An 18,221-nucleotide genomic window follows, 5' to 3' on the forward strand; every position below is an offset into this window, starting at 1 on the left:
ACCCGGGGGCCCGCAAGGGGAGGTGGTTCGGTCGCATCAGATGTATCCCTCCCGCAGCGCATACGCGACGGCATGCGCGCGGTTCTGCAGCTGCAGGCGCGTCATGAGCGCGTGCAGGACGTTCTTGACGGTGCGTTCGGAGTAGGCGAGCTTCTCCGAGATCTGCTTGGTGTCCATGCCCTCCGCGATCAGCCGTACGACGTCCACCTCGCGGGGCGCCATGCCGAGCGTGGGCAGGGCGCCGACGGAGGACGGCGGGCCGTCGTGCGCCGAGAGCCGCAGGCGGCCCAGCTGGGTCATGAGCCGGTTGATGAGATCGGGCGGCAGTTCTCCCTCGCCGCGCGCCGCGCTGTGCACGGCGCGCAGCAGCTTCTGCGGGGTCGCCTGGTGCCGCCAGAGGATGGCCCGCACGCCGTACTCGACGACCGAGAGCAGCTCCGGCTCGCGCAGCTCGCTCGCGATCAGCACGACGCGCTGTTCGGTGGCTCTGGTCAGGCGGCGCAACTCGGCGCCCGCCGGGTCGTCGAGCCGGTCCACGAGCATGACGGCGACCCGGCCCGCCGGGGACGGCGCCGCCGCCCGGCCGGGCTCGGGCGCCTGCGGGGCGTCCCCGGCCCGCTCCAGGAGCTCGACGGTGGGCTCGTGCCGGAGGTGGCTGATCACTCCGGCCCGGCTGAGGGGGTCGGTGGCGTGCACGACCACCGATATGCGTGTATCGGACACTGAAGTTCCCTGTCTTCCCCCGAATAGCGACGGGCACAGGGTGCCCAGCTCCGATCAATAAACGATTGTCGCCGGATCAACGCGGTCGTTTACCGACGTGAGCCGGTCGGAAATCGACGCCGTGCCGGTCGTCGCGCTCTCCCGTACCGTCGCCGGAGGAGGGGCAGAAAAGCGTCCCGTACCGAAGGGGCGCCCCGTACCGAAGGGGCCCGACGTGGGCGAGAAGGACGGTCTGCGGACCTACCGAGGGAAGCGGCACTTCGACAGGACGGCCGAACCGAGTGGCGACCGTGCCGCGCGGGCGGACGGAGCCGCGCGGGACGCGGGGGGCGACGAGCCCGTGTTCGTGGTGCAGATCCACGACGCGAGCACGATGCACTTCGACTTCCGCCTGGAGGTCGACGGCGTGCTCAAGTCCTGGTCGGTCCCCAAGGGGCCGTCCACCGACCCGCGGGACAAGAGGCTCGCCATCCCCACCGAGGACCACCCCATGGAGTACCGGGACTTCGAGGGGGTGATTCCCGAGGGCGAGTACGGCGGCGGCACCGTCATCGTCTGGGACCGCGGCACCTACCGGCCGACCAGCCACGACAAGCGGAAGCGGCCCGTACCCTTCGCCCAGTCCCTGGAGAACGGCCACGCCACGTTCGAGCTGCACGGCGAGAAGCTGCGCGGACCGTACGCGCTCACCCGGTTCCACGGCCGCGAGGAGCAGGACGGCGGGTCCGCCAAACCGACCTGGCTGCTCGTGCGGACCGGATCGGCGCGCGGCAAGGACGGTGGCACCCCCGACCCGCGGCGGGCCCGCTCCGCGCGCAGCGGCCGCACCCTGCGCCAGGTGGCCGAGTCCCCGGACGCGACCGCCTGACCCGCTTCCCGCGGCCGTGGCCACCCGAGGACCTTCGCCCCTCGGGTGAGGGAGAAAGGTCCCGGTATGTCGGGTCCGGGCTGCGGAACCACACCTCAGACGCCAGGAACCGGTCGAGGGTGAGGGAGTGGGCTGTGCCGCGGGACATGAGTGTGGGCAACGAAGAGGAACGGACGGTCCGCCGGGAAGGCGGCCCTTCGCACGCGGGGCAGCGGGGCCCGGAGGCCGGGCGCCCGTGGGCGCGGAGCAGGCGGTTCTGGAAGACCAGGGCGCTCCGCCTGGTGCCGCCCGGCGAGCGCGGGCCCGCCGCCCCCGGGGCCGTCCCGCCATCGGGAGACTCGGGCACGGCGTACGGAGCGCCGTGCTGGCTGAGCCTGGTCTCGCGTGATCTCCGGGCCGCCGAGGAGTTCTACGGCCGCGTGCTCGGCTGGTGCCACGTGCCGCTGCTCGGCTCGGCGGGCCGCCCGCGGTCCCTGGCGCTCAAGGCCGGGGCGCCGGTGGGGACCGTCAGCGAGTCCGCGAGCGAACTCGGCGGCTACGCGAGCTGGATGCCGTACTTCCTCGTGCACGACGTGGACGTCGCCGTGGCCCGGCTGCGGGAGCGCGGCGCCACCGTCGCGGTCGGGCCGCTGACCACCGGCACCGGACGCGTCGCCGTGGTGGCGGGGCCGGAGGACGCGGTCTTCGGCCTCCGGCAGAGGACGCCCGACCTGCGCTGGGCGGTCGGGCGCGGCCCGGTCGCCCGGCTCGATCTGCACACGCGGGACATCTTCGCCGCCGCCCTCTTCTACGGCGGCGTCCTCGGCTGGGCCGGTGAGCCGGACACCGGCTGCGACGTGGAGTACGTCGACGAGCACATCGCGGTGCGGGACGGGCGGCGCACGGTCGCCGCGCTCAGGAGCGGGACGGCGCCGGGCTCCGCGGGACGGCACCGCTGGCACACGAGCTTCCGGGTGACCGATGTCGACGCGGCGGCCGCCGCGGCCGTGGAGTGGGGTGGGCGCGTGATCTCACCGCCGTCGGGGCCCAGGCCCCGGCGGGAGGCGGTGCTCGGGGACCGGGAAGGCATCCCCTTCACGGTCGTCGCCAGCTGAAAGTGCAGGTCAAGCGTAAAAAGGGGATCGGACGATGTTTCGTCGGGCAGTCGGCGTGAACGAGGCCACGGGGCCAATCGGCAGGGTGCGGGGCGGGGTCGCCGGACCGCGGTGCGGTGAGGTGGTCGGACCGCAGCGCGCCGGGTTCCGCGGCCCGCACCGGGGAGAGGCCATCGGCCCGCAGCGGGGCGAGGACGCCGTACTGCCGCGGATCGAGGACGCGGACCAGGTCGCGCCCAGGGACGCCCGTGAGCTGTCGAAGCTCTTCTTCGAGCAGCTCAGGACGTTGGAGGAGGGATCGTCCGACCACACGTACACGCGCGACACCCTCATCGAGATGAACCTCTCCCTGGTGCACTACGTGGCGGGCCGCTTCCGCAACCGCGGCAACGGCCAGCTGGAGGACATCGTCCAGGTGGGGACCGTCGGTCTGATCAAGGCGATCGACCGGTTCGACATGGACCGCGGGTTCGAGTTCGTCTCGTTCGCCGTCCCCTGCATCCTCGGTGAGATCAAGCGGTACTTCCGGGACACCAGCTGGGCCGTGCACGTCCCGCGCAGGCTGCAGGAGCTCCGTACCGAACTGGCCAAGTCCCAGGAGCAGCTGTCGTCCGTGCTCGGCCGCGAACCGACGGTCAAGGAGCTCGCGGCCGACATGGACGTGAGCGAGGAGCAGGTCCTCGAGGGCATCGTGGCCGCCAACGGTTACGCCGCCGGGTCCCTGGACGCCCCGCACGACCTGGGCGACGACGGCGACGTGAACAGGAGTGGCCGTTCGCTCGCCGATGTGATGGGCGACCTGGACCCCGCGATCGAGGTCGTCGAACACCTCCACGCCCTGGCCCCGCTCCTGGCGCAGCTCGACGAACGGGAGCGCCGCATCATCGAGATGCGCTTCGGCCAGGAGATGACCCAGGCCGACATCGGCCACGTCCTGGGCATCTCGCAGATGCACGTGTCCCGCCTCCTCGCCCGGACCCTGGCGCGGCTGCGCGCGGGGCTGCTCACCCGCGACTAGGGCGGTGGCGGGGTCGGTGTGTGGGACGGCCGCGGCTCAGTCCAGCACGCCGAGTCCGGTGTCGGGGCGGCAGTGCGGGCACGGGTCGACGTTCTCCGCGAGGGCGCGGCGGGCCGCCTCACGGGCGACGCCGCGCACGCGCTTGCCCGCCATGTGACAGCCCCCGACGTGCACGTACACCGGGGCGCGCCCGCCGAGGCCCTGCTCGATCACCCAGTCGGGGACCGGCGGCCTGGCCCGCTCGCCGCGGCGCCGCTCGGCCTCGCGCCGCTCCTCGTCCGCGATCCATCGGCGCGTGCGCTTGAGGTCGCCCACCTGGACGCGTTCCAGGAAGCGCAGCAGGTCGAGACGGGTCGGCGGACGCTGTTCGTTCACATGTTCGAGTCTAGTGCCCGGTCGGCCAGGCCGGGCGCCAGACCTCCCCGGGGAGCGGCGGCAGGCCCGCGAAGTGCTTGACGACCGCCCGCAGCCCCGGGTGCGGATGGGTACGGGGGAGCAGGAGGGAGAGCGGGTAGGCGAGCGTCGGGCCCGCGATCGGGATGCGGCGCAGGTCGTGTCCGGCCGGCCAGACGTACCGGTCGCGCGCGCCGACGAGGGTGGCCACGTCGGCGGAGTCCGCGAGCGCGTCGAGCAGCACCTCGTCGCCGAAGTGGGGGCCCGCCGCGTCGATGTGGAGGCCGAAGGCGGTGACGAGCTGGTCGTAGAACTCCGCCCATTCGCTCCGGGGCACGATCCCCGGCACCCGGATTCGCAGCTCGCGCAGCCGGTCCGGGGTCAGGGTGCGGCGGTCGGCGAGCGGGTGCCGGGGGCCGACCAGGAGTTCCAGCGGGGAGTCGAAGGCGTGGATCATCCGTACGTCGGACGGGAGCGCGGCGGGATCGGTGACGGTGCGGAACGAGGCGTCGACCTCACCCGCGCGGACGGCGGCGGCCGCCACCCGCGGGTCGTCGACCCTGAGGGTCACCACGTCGAGGTCGGTGCCAGGGTGTGCGCGCCAGTAGTCGTGCAGGATGACGGCCTGTGCGCTGCGCAGGCCGAGGACGTCGATCCGCAGGGCCCGCGAACCCGGCCCGACCGAGGCGGTGGCGCGGTCGACGCCCGTGACGATGTTCCGCGCGTGCGGGAGGAAGGACCGGCCGTCGAGGGTCAGCTCGACCCCTCGGGCGGTCCGGGTGAACAGGCGGACCGCCAGCTCGCGCTCCAGGGCGGCGATCCGCTTCGAGACCGCCTGCTGCGTCACGCCCAGCTCGTCGGCCGCGTGCTGCAATTGCCCGAGCTCGGCCGCCCGGACGAACGATCGCACTGCCTCGGTGTCCATCGACCCACCTTAAGCACGCACAACCGACGGTTGTGGCTCGCCGAACGGCGGTTGGGCCTGGACCGGAGGCTCTGGCTCCACCCGGCTCTGGCTCCACCGGCCCCGGTTCCACCGGCTCCGGCTTCACCGGCCCTGGCTCGACAGGCCCCGGCGCGCCAGGCCCCGGCTCGGCAGGTCCTAGCTTCCGGCGGTCGAGTCCCTGACGCGCCGCCACGCCACGTAGCCGACGCCCGCGATCAGGGCGGTACCCAGGGCGATCTGTCCGGCGTCTCCGGCGTTGACGCTGCCGCCCTGCCCGGCCTTCGAGCCGTGCCAGGCGTGCCGGGCGACGGTGACGCTGGTGTTCCACTGCTCGCCGTCCGGGCACGTGCCGTCGATGCCCCACGACGACTGTCCGCCCACGGCGTCCGGTCCTTCGCCGTCGAAGCCGGAGGCTCCGGCCAGCACGGCGGAGCCGCGGTAGTGGGTCTGCTCGCCGTGCGGGTCCGCCCCGCCGCCCTCCCTGCGGAGCTGCACGGACCCACCGGAGAACGCCTGGCTGTCGGCGGAGATGGACTCCTGGTCGCTCCTGGGGCAGGACACCGTGATCTCCACCGTCGCGCCGGGGGCGGCGGTGGACGGCGACACCGAGGCGGTGGCTCCCTCCCAGGCGGACGCCGCGGCGGCCGGGGCGAGGGCCAGGGCGGCGGACGCGGCGAGGGTGCAGGCGATGCGGCGCATGTCGGGGTCTCCGGGGAGGTGCGGGCGGTCGACGCGCGGCGAGGCCCCTGTCGGGGGAGGAGAGGGGGCACCCGCCGCGCTGCTGCCATCCGACACCGGCTGCGCGGCGGGTGCCCGCCGGATGCGGCCGACCGGGTTCCGTGCGGAGGGCCGCACGGCGAGTCGCGGGCGCGCGGCACGGGCGGGGGCCCGCCCGGACGTGCCGGTGGGCGGGCCCTGCGGTGCGCTCGTGTCTCGCGACGCCACCGGGGTGGACTGCGGGGCGACCAGGACGCGCTTGCCCGGGTCCGGATACGCCCAGCGGGCGACCCGCGGCGCCCCGTCACCGAATCCCGGCCCCCGAAGCCCCGCCCCCGAAGCCCCGCCCTTGAGAGCGCCCCCCCACAAACTCCGTGGCCTTCGCCGCCCCGGAACGCGATACTCGACCGTGTGTTCTTGACGATCTCGACTACAGGCGATGCGCAGAACCCGGCCACTGACCTGGGCTTCTTGCTGCACAAGCATCCGGACCGCGGCTATCTCGGAAAGCTGTCCCACGGGACCGCCCATGTCGTCTACCCCGAGGCGACCACCGAGCGCTGCACCGCCGCGCTGTTGCTCGAGGTCGATCCCATCGCGCTCGTGCGGCGCGGCAAGGGGAAGGGCAAGGGACGCGGCGGCGCGCCCGACGCGGCGCTCGCGCAGTACGTCAACGACCGTCCGTACGCGGCCTCTTCGCTCCTCGCCGTGGCGCTGAGCTCGGTGTTCTCCAGCGCGATGCGCGGGGTGTGCAAGGCGCTCCCCGATCGGGCCGCGCGGCCGCTGCCGCTCCGCGTCGAGGTGCCCGCCGTGCCTGCGCGCGGCGGCCCCGAGCTCGTCCGGGCGCTCTTCGAGCCGCTCGGCTGGACGGTGACGGCGACGCCGGTCCCGCTGGACGTGCGCTTTCCCGAGTGGGGCGACTCGCGGTACGTACAGCTCGTACTCGAAGTGCCCGACGGGAAGCTGACGTTGGGCGAGGCACTCCGGCACCTGTACGTGCTGCTGCCCGTCCTCGACGACGCCAAGCACTACTGGGTCTCGCCGGACGAGGTCGACAAGCTGCTGCGGGCCGGTGAGGGCTGGCTCGCGGGCCACCCGGAGCAGGAGGTCATCACCAGCCGCTACCTCGCGCGGCGCAGGTCTCTGACCCGTGAGGCCACGGAGCGGCTCGAACTGGCGCGGCTCGCCGACGCGGACGACACGGACGTCGAGGAGATCGACAACGCCGTCGACGAGGAGTCCGACACCGAGGAGAGGCCCGTGCCGCTCGCCGTGCGGCGCCGCGAGGCGATCCTCGCCGCGCTGACCGCCGCCGGGGCCTGCCGGGTGCTCGATCTGGGCTGCGGCCAGGGCCAGTTGGTGCAGGCGCTGCTCGACGACGCGCGCTTCACGGAGATCGTCGGGGTCGACGTGTCCATGCGCGCGCTGACCGTCGCCTCGCGGCGGCTGAAGCTGGACCGCATGGGCGAGCGCAGGGCCGAGCGCGTCAAGCTCCTGCAGGGCTCGCTCGCGTACACCGACAAGCGGCTCAAGGGGTACGACGCCGCGGTGCTCAGCGAGGTCGTCGAACACCTCGATCTGGCGCGCCTGCCCGCCCTGGAGTACGCGGTGTTCGGCTCCGCGCGGCCTCGCACGGTCCTCGTGACGACGCCGAACGTCGAGTACAACGTCCGCTGGGAGTCGCTCCCCGCCGGACACACGCGCCACGGGGACCACCGCTTCGAGTGGACGCGCGAGGAGTTCCGGGCATGGGCCCACCGGGTGGCCGAACGGCACGGCTACGGCGTGGAGTTCGTGCCCGTGGGGGACGACGACCCCGAGGTGGGACCGCCCACGCAGATGGCGGTCTTCACCCGGAGCGAGAAGCCGGAGAAGCCGGAGAAGACAGAGAAGACAGGGAAGACCGGCAGGACCGGCACGACCGAGACGACCAGGAAGGAGGTGCGGGCCGCATGACGAACGACACCGGCGCCGGGAACGGCAGCGACAGCACAGGCGCGAGCATCGACAGCACAGGCACGAGCAGCGACAGCACAGGCACGAGTACCGACACCACCACCGCCCCCGGAACCGCCCCCGCGCACCGCACCCTCCCCGTCACCGACCTCTCCCTCGTCGTCCTCGTCGGCGCCACCGGTTCCGGCAAGTCCACCTTCGCGCACCGGCACTTCAAGGCCACCGAGGTCATATCCAGCGACTTTTGCCGCGGCCTGGTCGCCGACGACGAGAACGACCAGAGCGCGAGCCGCGACGCCTTCGACGTGCTGCACTACATCGCGGGCAAGCGCCTGGCCGCGGGCCGTCGCACCGTCGTCGACGCGACCAACGTGCAGAGCGACAGCCGCAAGCAGCTGATCGAGCTCGCCAGGCAGTACGACGTGCTGCCCATCGCGATCGTGCTCGACGTGCCCGAGGAGGTCTGCGCCGCGCGCAACGCCACCCGCGAGGACCGGGCGGGACTGCCGCGCCGCGTCATCCAGCGCCACCAGCGCGAACTGCGCCGCTCCGTCAAGCACCTGGAGCGCGAGGGCTTCCGGAAGGTGCACGTCCTGCGGGGCGTGGCCGAGGTCGAGGGCGCCGCCGTCGTCACCGAGAAGCGCTACAACGACCTCTCCCACCTCACGGGGCCCTTCGACATCATCGGCGACATCCACGGCTGCGCCGCCGAGCTGGAGACCCTGCTCGGCAAGCTCGGCTACGTCGACGGCGCCCACCCCGAGGGCCGCACGGCGGTCTTCGTCGGCGACCTCGTCGACCGGGGCCCGGACACCCCGGGTGTGCTGCGCCGCGTGATGTCGATGGTCGCCGCGGGCACCGCGCTCTGCGTGCCCGGCAACCACGAGAACAAGCTCGGCCGGTACCTGAAGGGCCGGAGCGTCCAGCACACGCACGGCCTCGCCGAGACCGTCGAGCAGCTGGCCGGGGAGAGCGAGGAATTCCGCACGCGGGTCGGCGAGTTCGTCGACGGCCTGGTCTCGCACTACGTCCTGGACGGGGGCAGGCTCGTCGTCTGCCACGCCGGTCTGCCCGAGAAGTACCACGGCCGCACCTCCGGGCGGGTGCGCTCGCACGCGCTGTACGGCGACACGACCGGCGAGACCGACGAGTTCGGCCTGCCGGTGCGCTACCCGTGGGCCGAGGACTACCGGGGCAGGGCCGCGGTCGTCTACGGCCACACCCCGGTGCCCACCGCCACCTGGCTGAACAACACGATCTGCCTGGACACCGGCGCCGTCTTCGGCGGCAGCCTGACCGCGCTGCGCTGGCCGGAGCGCGAGCTCGTCGACGTACCGGCGGAGCGGGTCTGGTACGAGCCGGCCAAGCCGCTGCGCACCGAGGCGCCGGGCGGGCACGACGGACGCCCGCTCGACCTGGCCGACGTGCACGGCCGCCGCACGGTGGAGACCCGGCACGCGGGCCGCGTCGCCGTGCGCGAGGAGAACGCGGCCGCGGCCCTGGAGGTCATGAGCCGCTTCGCCGTCGACCCGCGGCTGCTGCCGTACCTGCCGCCCACGATGGCGCCGACGGCGACGTCGCGGCGGGACGGCTACCTGGAGCACCCGGCCGAGGCCTTCGCCGCCTACGCCCAGGACGGTGTCGCCCGCGTGGTGTGCGAGGAGAAGCACATGGGCTCGCGCGCGGTGGTCCTGGTCTGCCGCGACGCGGCCGCGGCCCGCGACCGCTTCGGGGTGGAAGGGGGCCCGACCGGCTCCGTCTGCACCCGCACGGGCCGCCCCTTCTTCGCCGACCCCGCCGTCACCGAGGAGCTGCTCGGGCGGCTGCGCGGCGCCGTCACCGAGGCGGGGCTGTGGGACGAGCTCGAGACGGACTGGCTGCTGCTCGACGCGGAGCTGATGCCGTGGTCGCTGAAGGCGTCCGGGCTGCTGCGCACGCAGTACGCGGCCGTGGGCGCCGCTTCCGGGGCCGCGTTCCCCGGCGCGATCGCCGCCCTGGAGGCCGCGGCGGCGCGCGGCGTCGACGCCGGTGACCTGCTGCACAGGCAGCGCGGCCGGGCCGCGGACGCCGCCGCGTTCACCGACGCCTACCGCCGCTACTGCTGGCCGACCGAGGGCCTGGAGGGCGTACGGCTCGCGCCGTTCCAGATCCTGGCGGTCCAGGGCCGCAGCCTCGCCGGGCTCCCGCACGACGAACAACTGGCCCTGATCGACCGCATGGTCGAGCACGACAGCAGCCAGGGCTCCGACCTGCTGCAGACCACCCGCCGCCTCTACGTCGACACCGGCGACGAGGCGTCCGTGCGGGCGGGCACCGACTGGTGGCTGGAGATGACCAGCCGCGGCGGCGAAGGCATGGTCGTCAAGCCGGTGGCGGCGCTGGTCAGGAACGGGCAGGGGCGGCTCGTCCAGCCCGGCATCAAGTGCCGAGGCCGCGAGTACCTGCGGATCATCTACGGCCCGGAGTACACCAGGCCGGAGAACCTGGAGAGGCTGCGCGACCGCTCCCTCGGGCACAAGCGCTCGCTCGCCGTCCGCGAGTACGCGCTCGGCCTGGAGGCCCTGGACCGGCTCGCGGAGGGCGAGCCGCTGTGGCGCGTGCACGAGGCGGTGTTCGCGGTCCTCGCCCTGGAGTCGGAGCCGGTGGACCCGCGGCTCTGAGAAGGGCGGCTTTGGCCGCAAAGACGGGCGTCGGCCGTCCGGCCGGGGAAAGATGGGCTCCATGGGATTCCATGTCGACTCCGAGGCCGGGCGGCTGCGCCGCGTCATACTGCACCGCCCGGATCTGGAGCTCAAGCGGCTGACTCCGAGCAACAAGAACGCGCTCCTCTTCGACGACGTCCTGTGGGTGCGCCGGGCCCGCCAGGAGCACGACGGGTTCGCGGACGTGCTGCGCGACCGGGGCGTGGCGGTCCACCTCTTCGGTGACCTGCTGACCGAGACCCTGGACGTGCCCGCGGCCCGCCTCCTCGTCCTTGACCGGGTCTTCGACGAGAAGGAGTACGGCCCGCTGGCCACCGACCACCTGCGGGCCGCGTTCGAGACGATGCCGTCGGTGGAGCTCGCCGAGGCGCTGGTGGGCGGCATGACCAAGCGGGAGTTCCTCGCGGCGCACCCGGAGCCGACCTCGGTGCGCTTCCACTGCATGGACCTGGACGACTTCCTGATCGGCCCGCTGCCCAACCACCTCTTCACCCGCGACACCTCCGCCTGGATCTACGACGGCGTCTCCATCAACGCGATGCGCTGGCCGGCGAGGCAGCGCGAGACCGTGCACTTCGAGGCGATCTACCGGCACCATCCGCTGTTCCGCGACGAGTACTTCAACGTCTGGTCGCAGGGGCAGGCGGACTACCCCTCGACCATCGAGGGCGGCGACGTCCTGGTGATCGGCAGGGGCGCGGTGCTCATCGGGATGAGCGAGCGCACCACCCCGCAGGCCGTCGAGATGCTCGCTCACAAGCTGTTCGCGGCGGGCTCGGCGCAGACGATCGTGGCCCTCGACATGCCGAAGCGGCGGGCCTTCATGCACCTCGACACGGTCATGACGATGGTCGACGGCGACACCTTCACGCAGTACGCGGGCCTCGGCATGCTCCCCTCGTACACCATCGAACCGGGCGTCGGCGACCGGGAGTTGAAGGTCACCGACCATCCGCCGGAGAACATGCACCGGGCCATCGCCGCCGCGCTCGGCCTCGACGCGATCCGGGTGCTCACCGCCACGCAGGACGTGCACGCGGCCGAGCGCGAGCAGTGGGACGACGGCTGCAACGTCCTCGCCGTGGAGCCCGGCGTCGTGGTGGCGTACGAGCGGAACTCCACGACCAACACCTTCCTGCGCAAGCAGGGCATCGAGGTGATCGAGATCCTGGGGAGCGAGCTGGGGCGCGGCCGTGGCGGGCCGCGGTGCATGAGCTGCCCGGTGGAGCGCGACGCGATCCCCGGGGCGTGAGGCGGTCCCGAGGGTGTGAGGCGTCCCCGTGGGCGTGACGCGCTCCCAGGGCGTGATCGCTGTATATAAATGTGAAGGGTCGTATATAGTTTCAAGGCCACCGTGTCCCGACCCCTGATTCCGCATCCCTGGAGCGCCTCATGGCCACAGACCTCACCGGCCGCCACTTCCTCAAGGAGCTGGACTTCACCGCCGACGAGTTCCGCGGTCTCGTCGGCCTGGCCGCGGAGCTGAAGGCGGCCAAGAAGGCCGGGGCGGAGACGCGGCGGCTGCACGGCAGGAACATCGCCCTGATCTTCGAGAAGAGCTCGACGAGGACCCGCTGCGCCTTCGAGGTGGCCGCCGCCGACCAGGGCGCCTCCACGACCTACATCGACCCGTCGGGCTCGCACATCGGCAAGAAGGAGTCCGCCAAGGACACCGCCCGGGTGCTCGGCCGGATGTTCGACGCCATCGAGTTCCGCGGGGACGCGCAGGACACGGTCGAGACGCTCGCCGCCCACGCGGGCGTGCCCGTCTACAACGGCCTGACCAATGCCTGGCACCCCACCCAGATGCTCGCCGACGTGCTCACGATGACCGAGCACAGCACCAAGCCCCTGCACGAGACCGCCTTCGCCTACCTCGGGGACGCCCGCTTCAACATGGGCAACTCCTACCTGGTCACCGGCGCCCTGCTCGGCATGGACGTCCGCATCGTCGCGCCCCGGGCCTACTGGCCCGCCGAGGAGGTCGTCGCGCGGGCCCGCGCGCTCGCCGAGGCGGGCGGCGCCCGGATCACGCTCACCGAGGACGTCGCCGAGGGCGTCCGGGGCGCCGACTTCGTCGGCACCGACGTCTGGGTGTCGATGGGGGAGGCGCCGGAGGTCTGGGCCGAGCGCATCACCGCCCTCGCGCCGTACGCGGTGACGATGGACGTCCTGCGCGCCACCGGCAACCCCGGCGTGAAGTTCCTGCACTGCCTGCCCGCCTTCCACGACCTCGGCACCCAGGTCGCGCGGGAGCTCCACGAGACGTACGGCCGGTCGTCCCTCGAGGTCACCGACGAGGTCTTCGAGTCGGCCCACTCCGTGGTCTTCGACGAGGCCGAGAACCGGCTGCACACGATCAAGGCGGTCCTGGTCGCGACCCTGACCTGACCTGCCGTACCCGCCCGGCCGGCGCAGACTTGAGGCACCAGCTGGCGGCCGTGGGGCACGGGCTGGACGACGTGGCTGCGGTTCGCCGTGTTCCTCGTGGTGGGAGCCGTCGTCTACGCGCTCCACGGCCGCGGCCACTCGCGGCTCGGCCGGGGCGAGGCGCTGGTCAGCGCCGGTGCGGGGGCCTCGCGGGAAGCGTGAACCAGACCGCCTTGCCGGACGCGGTGGGGCGGTGGCCGCAGGACGAGCTGAGGGTGCGGATCAGGAGCAGGCCGCGGCCGTGCTCCTGCCAGGGGTCCGGCTCGCAGGACGCGTCGGGGTCGGTGAGGTCGCCGGGCGGCAGCGGATTGGAGTCGTGCACCTCCACCTGGCAGCCGGTCGGCAGCAGCTCGATGACCAGCTCTATGGGGTCCTGCCCACGGGTGTGCTCGACGGCGTTGGCCACCAGTTCGGCGGTGAGCAGCTCGGCGGTGTCGGTGTCGGCGGACGACTCGATGTCGGTGAGCGCCGTACGGACCAGCGCGCGCGCCACAGGAACGGCTGCCGTGGTGTGCGGCAGCGCGATGCGCCACGAGGTGGGCGGGGAAGGTTCGTGCAAGGCGGGTCCGTTCAGGGCAGCAGGAGGGCGGTCCTGCTTTCAACCGTACGAATCCTAAGCGTTGCGCCGACAGGGCCGACGGTCGGGCGTCGCAGGGACGTCCGGCCCTGCGACGCCGTACGGCCCGCGGCGTGTTATCGCGCACTCATGACGACAGTCACAGAACAGTGATAACTTCGAGAGGTAGCCCACTCCAGCCCCAGGCCGAGGAGGCCGCACCAGATGAGTCCCTTCACCGGCTCCGCGACCCGCACCCCCGACTGGCGGCACCTGCGCCTCACCGTCGACGAGGGCGTCGCCACGGTCACCCTCGCCCGCCCCGACAAGCTCAACGCGCTCACCTTCGGTGCCTACGCCGACCTGCGCGACCTGCTCGCCGAGCTCTCCCGCGACAAGTCCGTACGCGCCCTCGTGCTCGGCGGCGAGGGGCGCGGCTTCTGCTCGGGCGGCGACGTCGACGAGATCATCGGCGCCACGCTCGCCATGGACACCGCCCAGCTCCTCGACTTCAACCGCATGACCGGGCAGGTCGTGCGGGCCGTCCGCGAGTGCCCCTTCCCGGTCGTCGCCGCCGTGCACGGGGTGGCGGCGGGCGCAGGCGCGGTGCTCGCCCTCGCCGCCGACTTCCGCGTCGCGGACCCCTCCGCCCGCTTCTCCTTCCTCTTCACCCGGGTGGGCCTCTCCGGCGGCGACATGGGCGCCGCCTACCTCCTGCCGCGCGTCGTCGGACTCGGCCACGCCACCCGGCTGCTCATGCTGGGCGAACCGGTGCGCGCCCCCGAGGCCGAACGGATCGGCCTGATCAGCGAGTTGACGGAGGAGGGCAGGGCGGCCGAGGCCGCGCAGGCGCTGGCCCGCCGCCTGGCCGACGGGCCCGCCCTCGCGTACGCCCAGACCAAGGCCTTGCTCACCGCCGAACTGGACATGCCGCTCGCCGCCTCCGTCGAACTGGACGCCGCGACCCAGGCGCTGCTCATGAACGGCGAGGACTACGCCGAGTTCCACGCGGCCTTCACGGAGAAGCGCCCGCCGAAGTGGCAGGGACGGTGACCATGACGACGACGCCCGCCCAGGCCGCACCCGGCCGCGCCGGGACGGCGGAGCAGCCCGGGAGGACCACCCCGGCGACGCCGTCCGCGGCGCACCGCGTCGCGGTCATCGGCGGCGGTCCCGGCGGCCTCTACGCCGCGGCCCTGCTCAAGCGCCTCGACCCCGCCCGCGAGATCACCGTCTGGGAGCGCAACGCACCCGACGACACCTTCGGCTTCGGCGTCGTCCTCTCCGACGAGACCCTCGGCGGCATCGAGCACGCCGACCCCGCCGTCTACGCCGCCCTGCAGGCCGAGTTCGTGCGCTGGGACGACATCGACATCGTGCACGGCGACCGGCGGTACACCTCGGGCGGCCACGGCTTCGCGGCGCTCGGGCGGCGCAGGCTCCTGGAGATCCTGCACGAGCGCTGCCGCGACCTCGGCGTCGAGCTGCGCTTTCGCACCGAGGCGCCGCCCGCCGCCGAGCTCTCCGCGGCGTACGACCTGGTCGTCGCGGCGGACGGCGTGCACAGCCTCACCCGCGAGGCGCACGCCGACGTCTTCGGGCCGCGCCTCACCACCCACCGCTGCCGCTACATCTGGCTGGCCGCCGACTTCGCCTTCGACGCGTTCCGCTTCGAGATCGCCGAGACCGAGCACGGCGTGATGCAGCTGCACGGCTACCCCTTCTCCGCGGCCGGTTCCGGCGCGTCCACCGTCATCGTCGAGATGCGCGAGGAGGTCTGGGAGGCCGCGGGCTTCGCCGGGCTCGACGAGCGGGAGTCCACCGAACGCTGCGCGAAGATCTTCGCGGACGCGCTCGGCGGCCGCCCCCTGCGCGGCAACAGGTCCGCCTGGATCAACTTCCGCACCGTCGTCAACTCCCGCTGGTCGCACGGCAACACGGTGCTGCTCGGCGACGCGGCCCACACCGCGCACTTCTCCATCGGCTCCGGCACCAAACTCGCCGTCGAGGACGCCCTCGCGCTCGCCGCCTGCCTGACGGAACAGCCCGACGTCCCGGCCGCGCTGCGGGCGTACGAGGCGGAGCGCCGCCCCGTCGTCGCCTCCACGCAGCGCGCGGCCCGCGCCAGCCTGGAGTGGTTCGAGCGGCTGCCCGACCACCTCGGCCAGCCGCCGCTCCAGTTCGCGTTCAACCTGCTCACCCGCAGCCGCCGCGTCACCCACGACAACCTCCGGCTGCGCGACGACCGCTTCACCCGCTCCGTCGAGCGCGAATTCGGCTGCCCGGAGGGGACGCCGCCCATGTTCACGCCCTTCAGGCTGCGCGAACTGACCCTGCGCAACCGCGTCGTCGTCTCCCCGATGGACATGTACTCCGCCGTGGACGGCGTCCCCGGCGACTTCCACCTGGTGCACCTCGGCGCGCGGGCGCTCGGCGGCGCGGGCCTGGTCATGACCGAGATGGTGTGCGTCAGCGAGCGCGGCCGCATCACGCCGGGCTGCGTCGGTCTCTACACCGACGAACAGGCCGAGGCCTGGCGCCGCATCACGGACTTCGCGCACGCCCAGGCGCCCGGCACGGCCATCGGCCTGCAACTCGGACACGCGGGCCGCAAGGGCTCGACGAAGCTGATGTGGGAGGGCATCGACGATCCGCTGCCCGACGGCAACTGGCCGCTGGTGGCCGCCTCCCCGCTCCCGTACAAGCCGGGCAGCCAGACCCCGCACGAACTCTCCCGGTCCGGACTGACCGAGATCCGCGAGCAGTTCGTGGCGGCGGCACAGCGCGGCGAGCGGGCCGGCTTCGACCTCCTCGAACTGCACTGCGCACACGGCTACCTGCTCTCCGGTTTCCTCTCCCCGCTCACCAACCACCGCACGGACGCGTACGGCGGCCCGCTCTCCGCCCGCCTCCGCTTCCCCCTCGAAGTCTTCGACGCGGTGCGCGAGGTGTGGCCGGACGGCAAGCCCATGACGGTCCGCATCTCCGCCACCGACTGGGCCGACGGCGGCACCACGGGCGAGGACGCCGTCGAGATCGCCCGCGCCTTCGCCGCGCACGGCGCCGACGCGATCGACGTCTCGACGGGCCAGGTCGTCTCCGGCGAACGCCCCGACTACGGCCGCTCCTACCAGACGCCGTACGCCGACCGGATCCGCAACCGGACCGGCATCCCCGTGCTCACGGTCGGCGCCGTCTCCTCGTGGGACGACGTCAACTCCCTGCTCCTCGCGGGAAGGGCGGACCTGTGCGCCCTGGCCCGCCCGCACCTCTACGACCCGCACTGGACCCTGCACGCCGCGGCCGAACAGGGCTACTCGGGGCCGGGCGCGACGTGGCCGCGGCAATACCGCGCGGGCAGCCGACGCCCTCAGACGGGCCGCACGGACGGCCCCAAACCGAGGCTGAAGCTGGGCGGTTGAGTGACCGGGCGGGCGGCTCAGCGCGGCGCGGCGATCCTGATCCTGGCCACCGTGCCCGCGCCGCGCACCGTCAGCGCGCCCGGACCGTCCCGGCGCACGCAGTCCAGGCGGCCGAGGGCGCTTTCCCCGCCGTCCGGTCCGCCCACGGCGATCCCCTCGGTGAGAGCCATGATGAGCAGGATCTCGCCCGTGGCGCAGGCGGTCCGTGTCGGTCGCGCGGCGGTGACGGGGACGACGCGCACCTCTGCGGTCGCCCGGCCCCTGCCGGTCATCACGTTCAGATTGCGGACCGCGCCCGCCGTCAGCCGGCAGTCCGTCGCCGCGTCGCCGGGGAAGGCGAAGGGGCTGAGCGGACCGACCGGGTGCGGGGTTCCGTCCACCGTAAGGACCATGCCCTCGCCCTCGACCGGGGTGATCACGCGGTCGATCCCGGGAAAGACGGAGAAGGCGCCGTCCCCGGCCACGTCCGCGACGCTCACCCGCCAGTCGGCCCCCTGCGCGACCTCCCTGGTCGTACCGCCGCCGTTCTTCCACGGCACGCTGCGGTACGCGCTCCAGCGCAGCACGTCCGCGTCCGTCATGCCGGACTCACGAACCGCGCCCCGGCCTCCCGCAGCCGCTCGTCCAGGGCCGCGAACACCGCCGCCGAGCGGGCGCCGGGCCAGTCCCGCGGCAGCAGGTCGGCGGGCAGCCCGGGGTCGGCGTAGGGGAGCTGCCGCCAGGAGTCCAGGGCGAGGAGGTAGTCGCGGTACGCCTCCTCGGCGCGCGGGGGAGCGTCCCCGCGGGACTCCCAGGAGCGCAGCACCGGCTCGTGCCGGTCCAGGAACGCCTCGTGCTGCTTGGCCAGGGACGACAGGTCCCACCAGCGCGCGACCGCCTCGGCCGTCGCCGCGAAGCCGAGGTGCTCGCCGCGGAACAGGTCGACGTAGGGGGCGAGTTGGAGCCGCTCCAGGGTGTGCCTCGTCTCCTCGTAGAGGTGCGCGGGGGCGATCCAGACGCCCGGCGCCGCCGTTCCGAAACCGAGGCCCGCGAGGCGGGAGCGCAGCACGTGCCGCTTGTTGCGCTCCGCCTCGGGGACGGAGAACACCGCGAGGACCCAGCCGCCCTCCTGCCGCGCGGCCTTGGTGCCGTAGATGCGGCGGTCGCCGTCCTCCAGGAGCTGGCGGGCGTCGGGCGAGAGCGCGTACCCCGCGGCGCCCGCCTCGGTGCGCGCGGGCACGAGGAGGCCGCGCCGCTTGAGACGGGACACCGAGGAACGCACCGACGGCGCGTCCACGCCGGCCGGTGCGAGGAGGCGCACCAGTTCGGCCACCGGGACCGGGCCGGACGCGGCCCGCCCGTAGGCGCCGTAGAAGGTGACGATCAGGGACCGTGGAGTGTGCTGCTCGGACACGTG

16 protein-coding genes are annotated in these 18,221 nt (G+C 73.3%); 9 read left to right on the forward strand and 7 right to left on the reverse strand.

Annotated features, from left to right (window positions below; all coding sequences use genetic code 11):
- Positions 1-36: 36 nt before the first annotated feature.
- On the reverse strand, positions 37-723 hold the full coding sequence (locus ACZ69I_RS19165; RefSeq protein ID WP_470833396.1) for a response regulator transcription factor: 687 nt from the start codon (positions 721-723) through the stop codon (positions 37-39).
- Between the two features lie 214 nt (positions 724-937).
- Here ACZ69I_RS19165 and ACZ69I_RS19170 point away from each other — a divergent pair, with 214 nt between their 5' ends.
- The 3 genes from ACZ69I_RS19170 (at position 938) to ACZ69I_RS19180 (ending at position 3,703) form a co-directional block, all read left to right on the forward strand.
- The gene (locus tag ACZ69I_RS19170; protein WP_470833498.1) at positions 938-1,591 is read left to right on the forward strand and encodes a DNA polymerase ligase N-terminal domain-containing protein; all 654 of its coding nucleotides are present in this window, start codon (positions 938-940) and stop codon (positions 1,589-1,591) included.
- A 146-nt stretch (positions 1,592-1,737) separates the two neighbouring features.
- Positions 1,738-2,685, forward strand: coding sequence for a VOC family protein (locus ACZ69I_RS19175; protein ID WP_470833398.1), 948 nt, complete (start codon positions 1,738-1,740; stop codon positions 2,683-2,685).
- A gap of 121 nt (positions 2,686-2,806) precedes the next feature.
- Entirely contained in the window at positions 2,807-3,703 is an 897-nt protein-coding gene (locus tag ACZ69I_RS19180) for a SigB/SigF/SigG family RNA polymerase sigma factor (protein ID WP_470833399.1), read from the forward strand.
- A gap of 36 nt (positions 3,704-3,739) precedes the next feature.
- Here ACZ69I_RS19180 and ACZ69I_RS19185 read toward each other — a convergent pair whose 3' ends face one another.
- The 3 genes from ACZ69I_RS19185 to ACZ69I_RS19195 form a co-directional block, all read right to left on the reverse strand.
- A complete protein-coding gene (locus tag ACZ69I_RS19185; RefSeq protein ID WP_470833401.1) occupies positions 3,740-4,078 on the reverse strand; it encodes a DUF6233 domain-containing protein in 339 nt (112 codons plus the stop codon).
- Positions 4,079-4,088: 10 nt separating this feature from the next.
- Positions 4,089-5,021, reverse strand: coding sequence for a LysR family transcriptional regulator (locus tag ACZ69I_RS19190; RefSeq protein ID WP_470833402.1), 933 nt, complete (start codon positions 5,019-5,021; stop codon positions 4,089-4,091).
- A gap of 177 nt (positions 5,022-5,198) precedes the next feature.
- Entirely contained in the window at positions 5,199-5,741 is a 543-nt protein-coding gene (locus tag ACZ69I_RS19195) for a hypothetical protein (protein ID WP_470833404.1), read from the reverse strand.
- Positions 5,742-6,170: 429 nt separating this feature from the next.
- Here ACZ69I_RS19195 and ACZ69I_RS19200 point away from each other — a divergent pair, with 429 nt between their 5' ends.
- The 4 genes from ACZ69I_RS19200 (at position 6,171) to argF (ending at position 12,808) form a co-directional block, all read left to right on the forward strand.
- Positions 6,171-7,715, forward strand: coding sequence for a 3' terminal RNA ribose 2'-O-methyltransferase Hen1 (locus ACZ69I_RS19200; RefSeq protein WP_470833406.1), 1,545 nt, complete (start codon positions 6,171-6,173; stop codon positions 7,713-7,715).
- A complete protein-coding gene (locus tag ACZ69I_RS19205; RefSeq protein WP_470833408.1) occupies positions 7,712-10,375 on the forward strand; it encodes a polynucleotide kinase-phosphatase in 2,664 nt (887 codons plus the stop codon). The genes ACZ69I_RS19200 and ACZ69I_RS19205 overlap by 4 nt, the downstream gene beginning before the upstream one ends.
- Before the next feature lie 61 nt (positions 10,376-10,436).
- On the forward strand, positions 10,437-11,669 hold the full coding sequence (locus ACZ69I_RS19210; RefSeq protein WP_467676591.1) for an arginine deiminase: 1,233 nt from the start codon (positions 10,437-10,439) through the stop codon (positions 11,667-11,669).
- A gap of 140 nt (positions 11,670-11,809) precedes the next feature.
- Positions 11,810-12,808, forward strand: a complete 999-nt coding sequence (gene argF / locus ACZ69I_RS19215; protein ID WP_470833410.1) for an ornithine carbamoyltransferase — start codon at positions 11,810-11,812, stop codon at positions 12,806-12,808.
- A 166-nt stretch (positions 12,809-12,974) separates the two neighbouring features.
- Here the strand turns inward: argF and ACZ69I_RS19220 are convergent, their stop codons facing one another.
- Positions 12,975-13,421 carry an ATP-binding protein gene (locus ACZ69I_RS19220; protein WP_470833500.1) on the reverse strand — a complete coding sequence of 149 codons (447 nt, stop codon included), beginning with the start codon at positions 13,419-13,421 and terminating at the stop codon, positions 12,975-12,977.
- A gap of 207 nt (positions 13,422-13,628) precedes the next feature.
- On the opposite strand from ACZ69I_RS19220, the gene ACZ69I_RS19225 reads away from it, so the two are divergent.
- Both ACZ69I_RS19225 and ACZ69I_RS19230 read left to right on the forward strand, forming a co-directional pair.
- Positions 13,629-14,456 carry an enoyl-CoA hydratase family protein gene (locus ACZ69I_RS19225; RefSeq protein ID WP_467676585.1) on the forward strand — a complete coding sequence of 276 codons (828 nt, stop codon included), beginning with the start codon at positions 13,629-13,631 and terminating at the stop codon, positions 14,454-14,456.
- A gap of 2 nt (positions 14,457-14,458) precedes the next feature.
- Positions 14,459-16,825 carry a bifunctional salicylyl-CoA 5-hydroxylase/oxidoreductase gene (locus ACZ69I_RS19230; protein ID WP_470833412.1) on the forward strand — a complete coding sequence of 789 codons (2,367 nt, stop codon included), beginning with the start codon at positions 14,459-14,461 and terminating at the stop codon, positions 16,823-16,825.
- A 17-nt stretch (positions 16,826-16,842) separates the two neighbouring features.
- Here ACZ69I_RS19230 and ACZ69I_RS19235 read toward each other — a convergent pair whose 3' ends face one another.
- Positions 16,843-17,406, reverse strand: coding sequence for a HutD/Ves family protein (locus ACZ69I_RS19235; protein WP_470833413.1), 564 nt, complete (start codon positions 17,404-17,406; stop codon positions 16,843-16,845).
- Positions 17,403-18,218 (reverse strand): PaaX family transcriptional regulator, encoded by an 816-nt coding sequence (locus tag ACZ69I_RS19240; protein WP_470833415.1) that lies wholly within the window; start codon positions 18,216-18,218, stop codon positions 17,403-17,405. The genes ACZ69I_RS19235 and ACZ69I_RS19240 overlap by 4 nt, the downstream gene beginning before the upstream one ends.
- Between the last annotated feature and the right edge of the window lie 3 nt (positions 18,219-18,221).

The sequence above is a fragment of the Streptomyces sp. NPDC036815 genome (assembly GCF_055609205.1).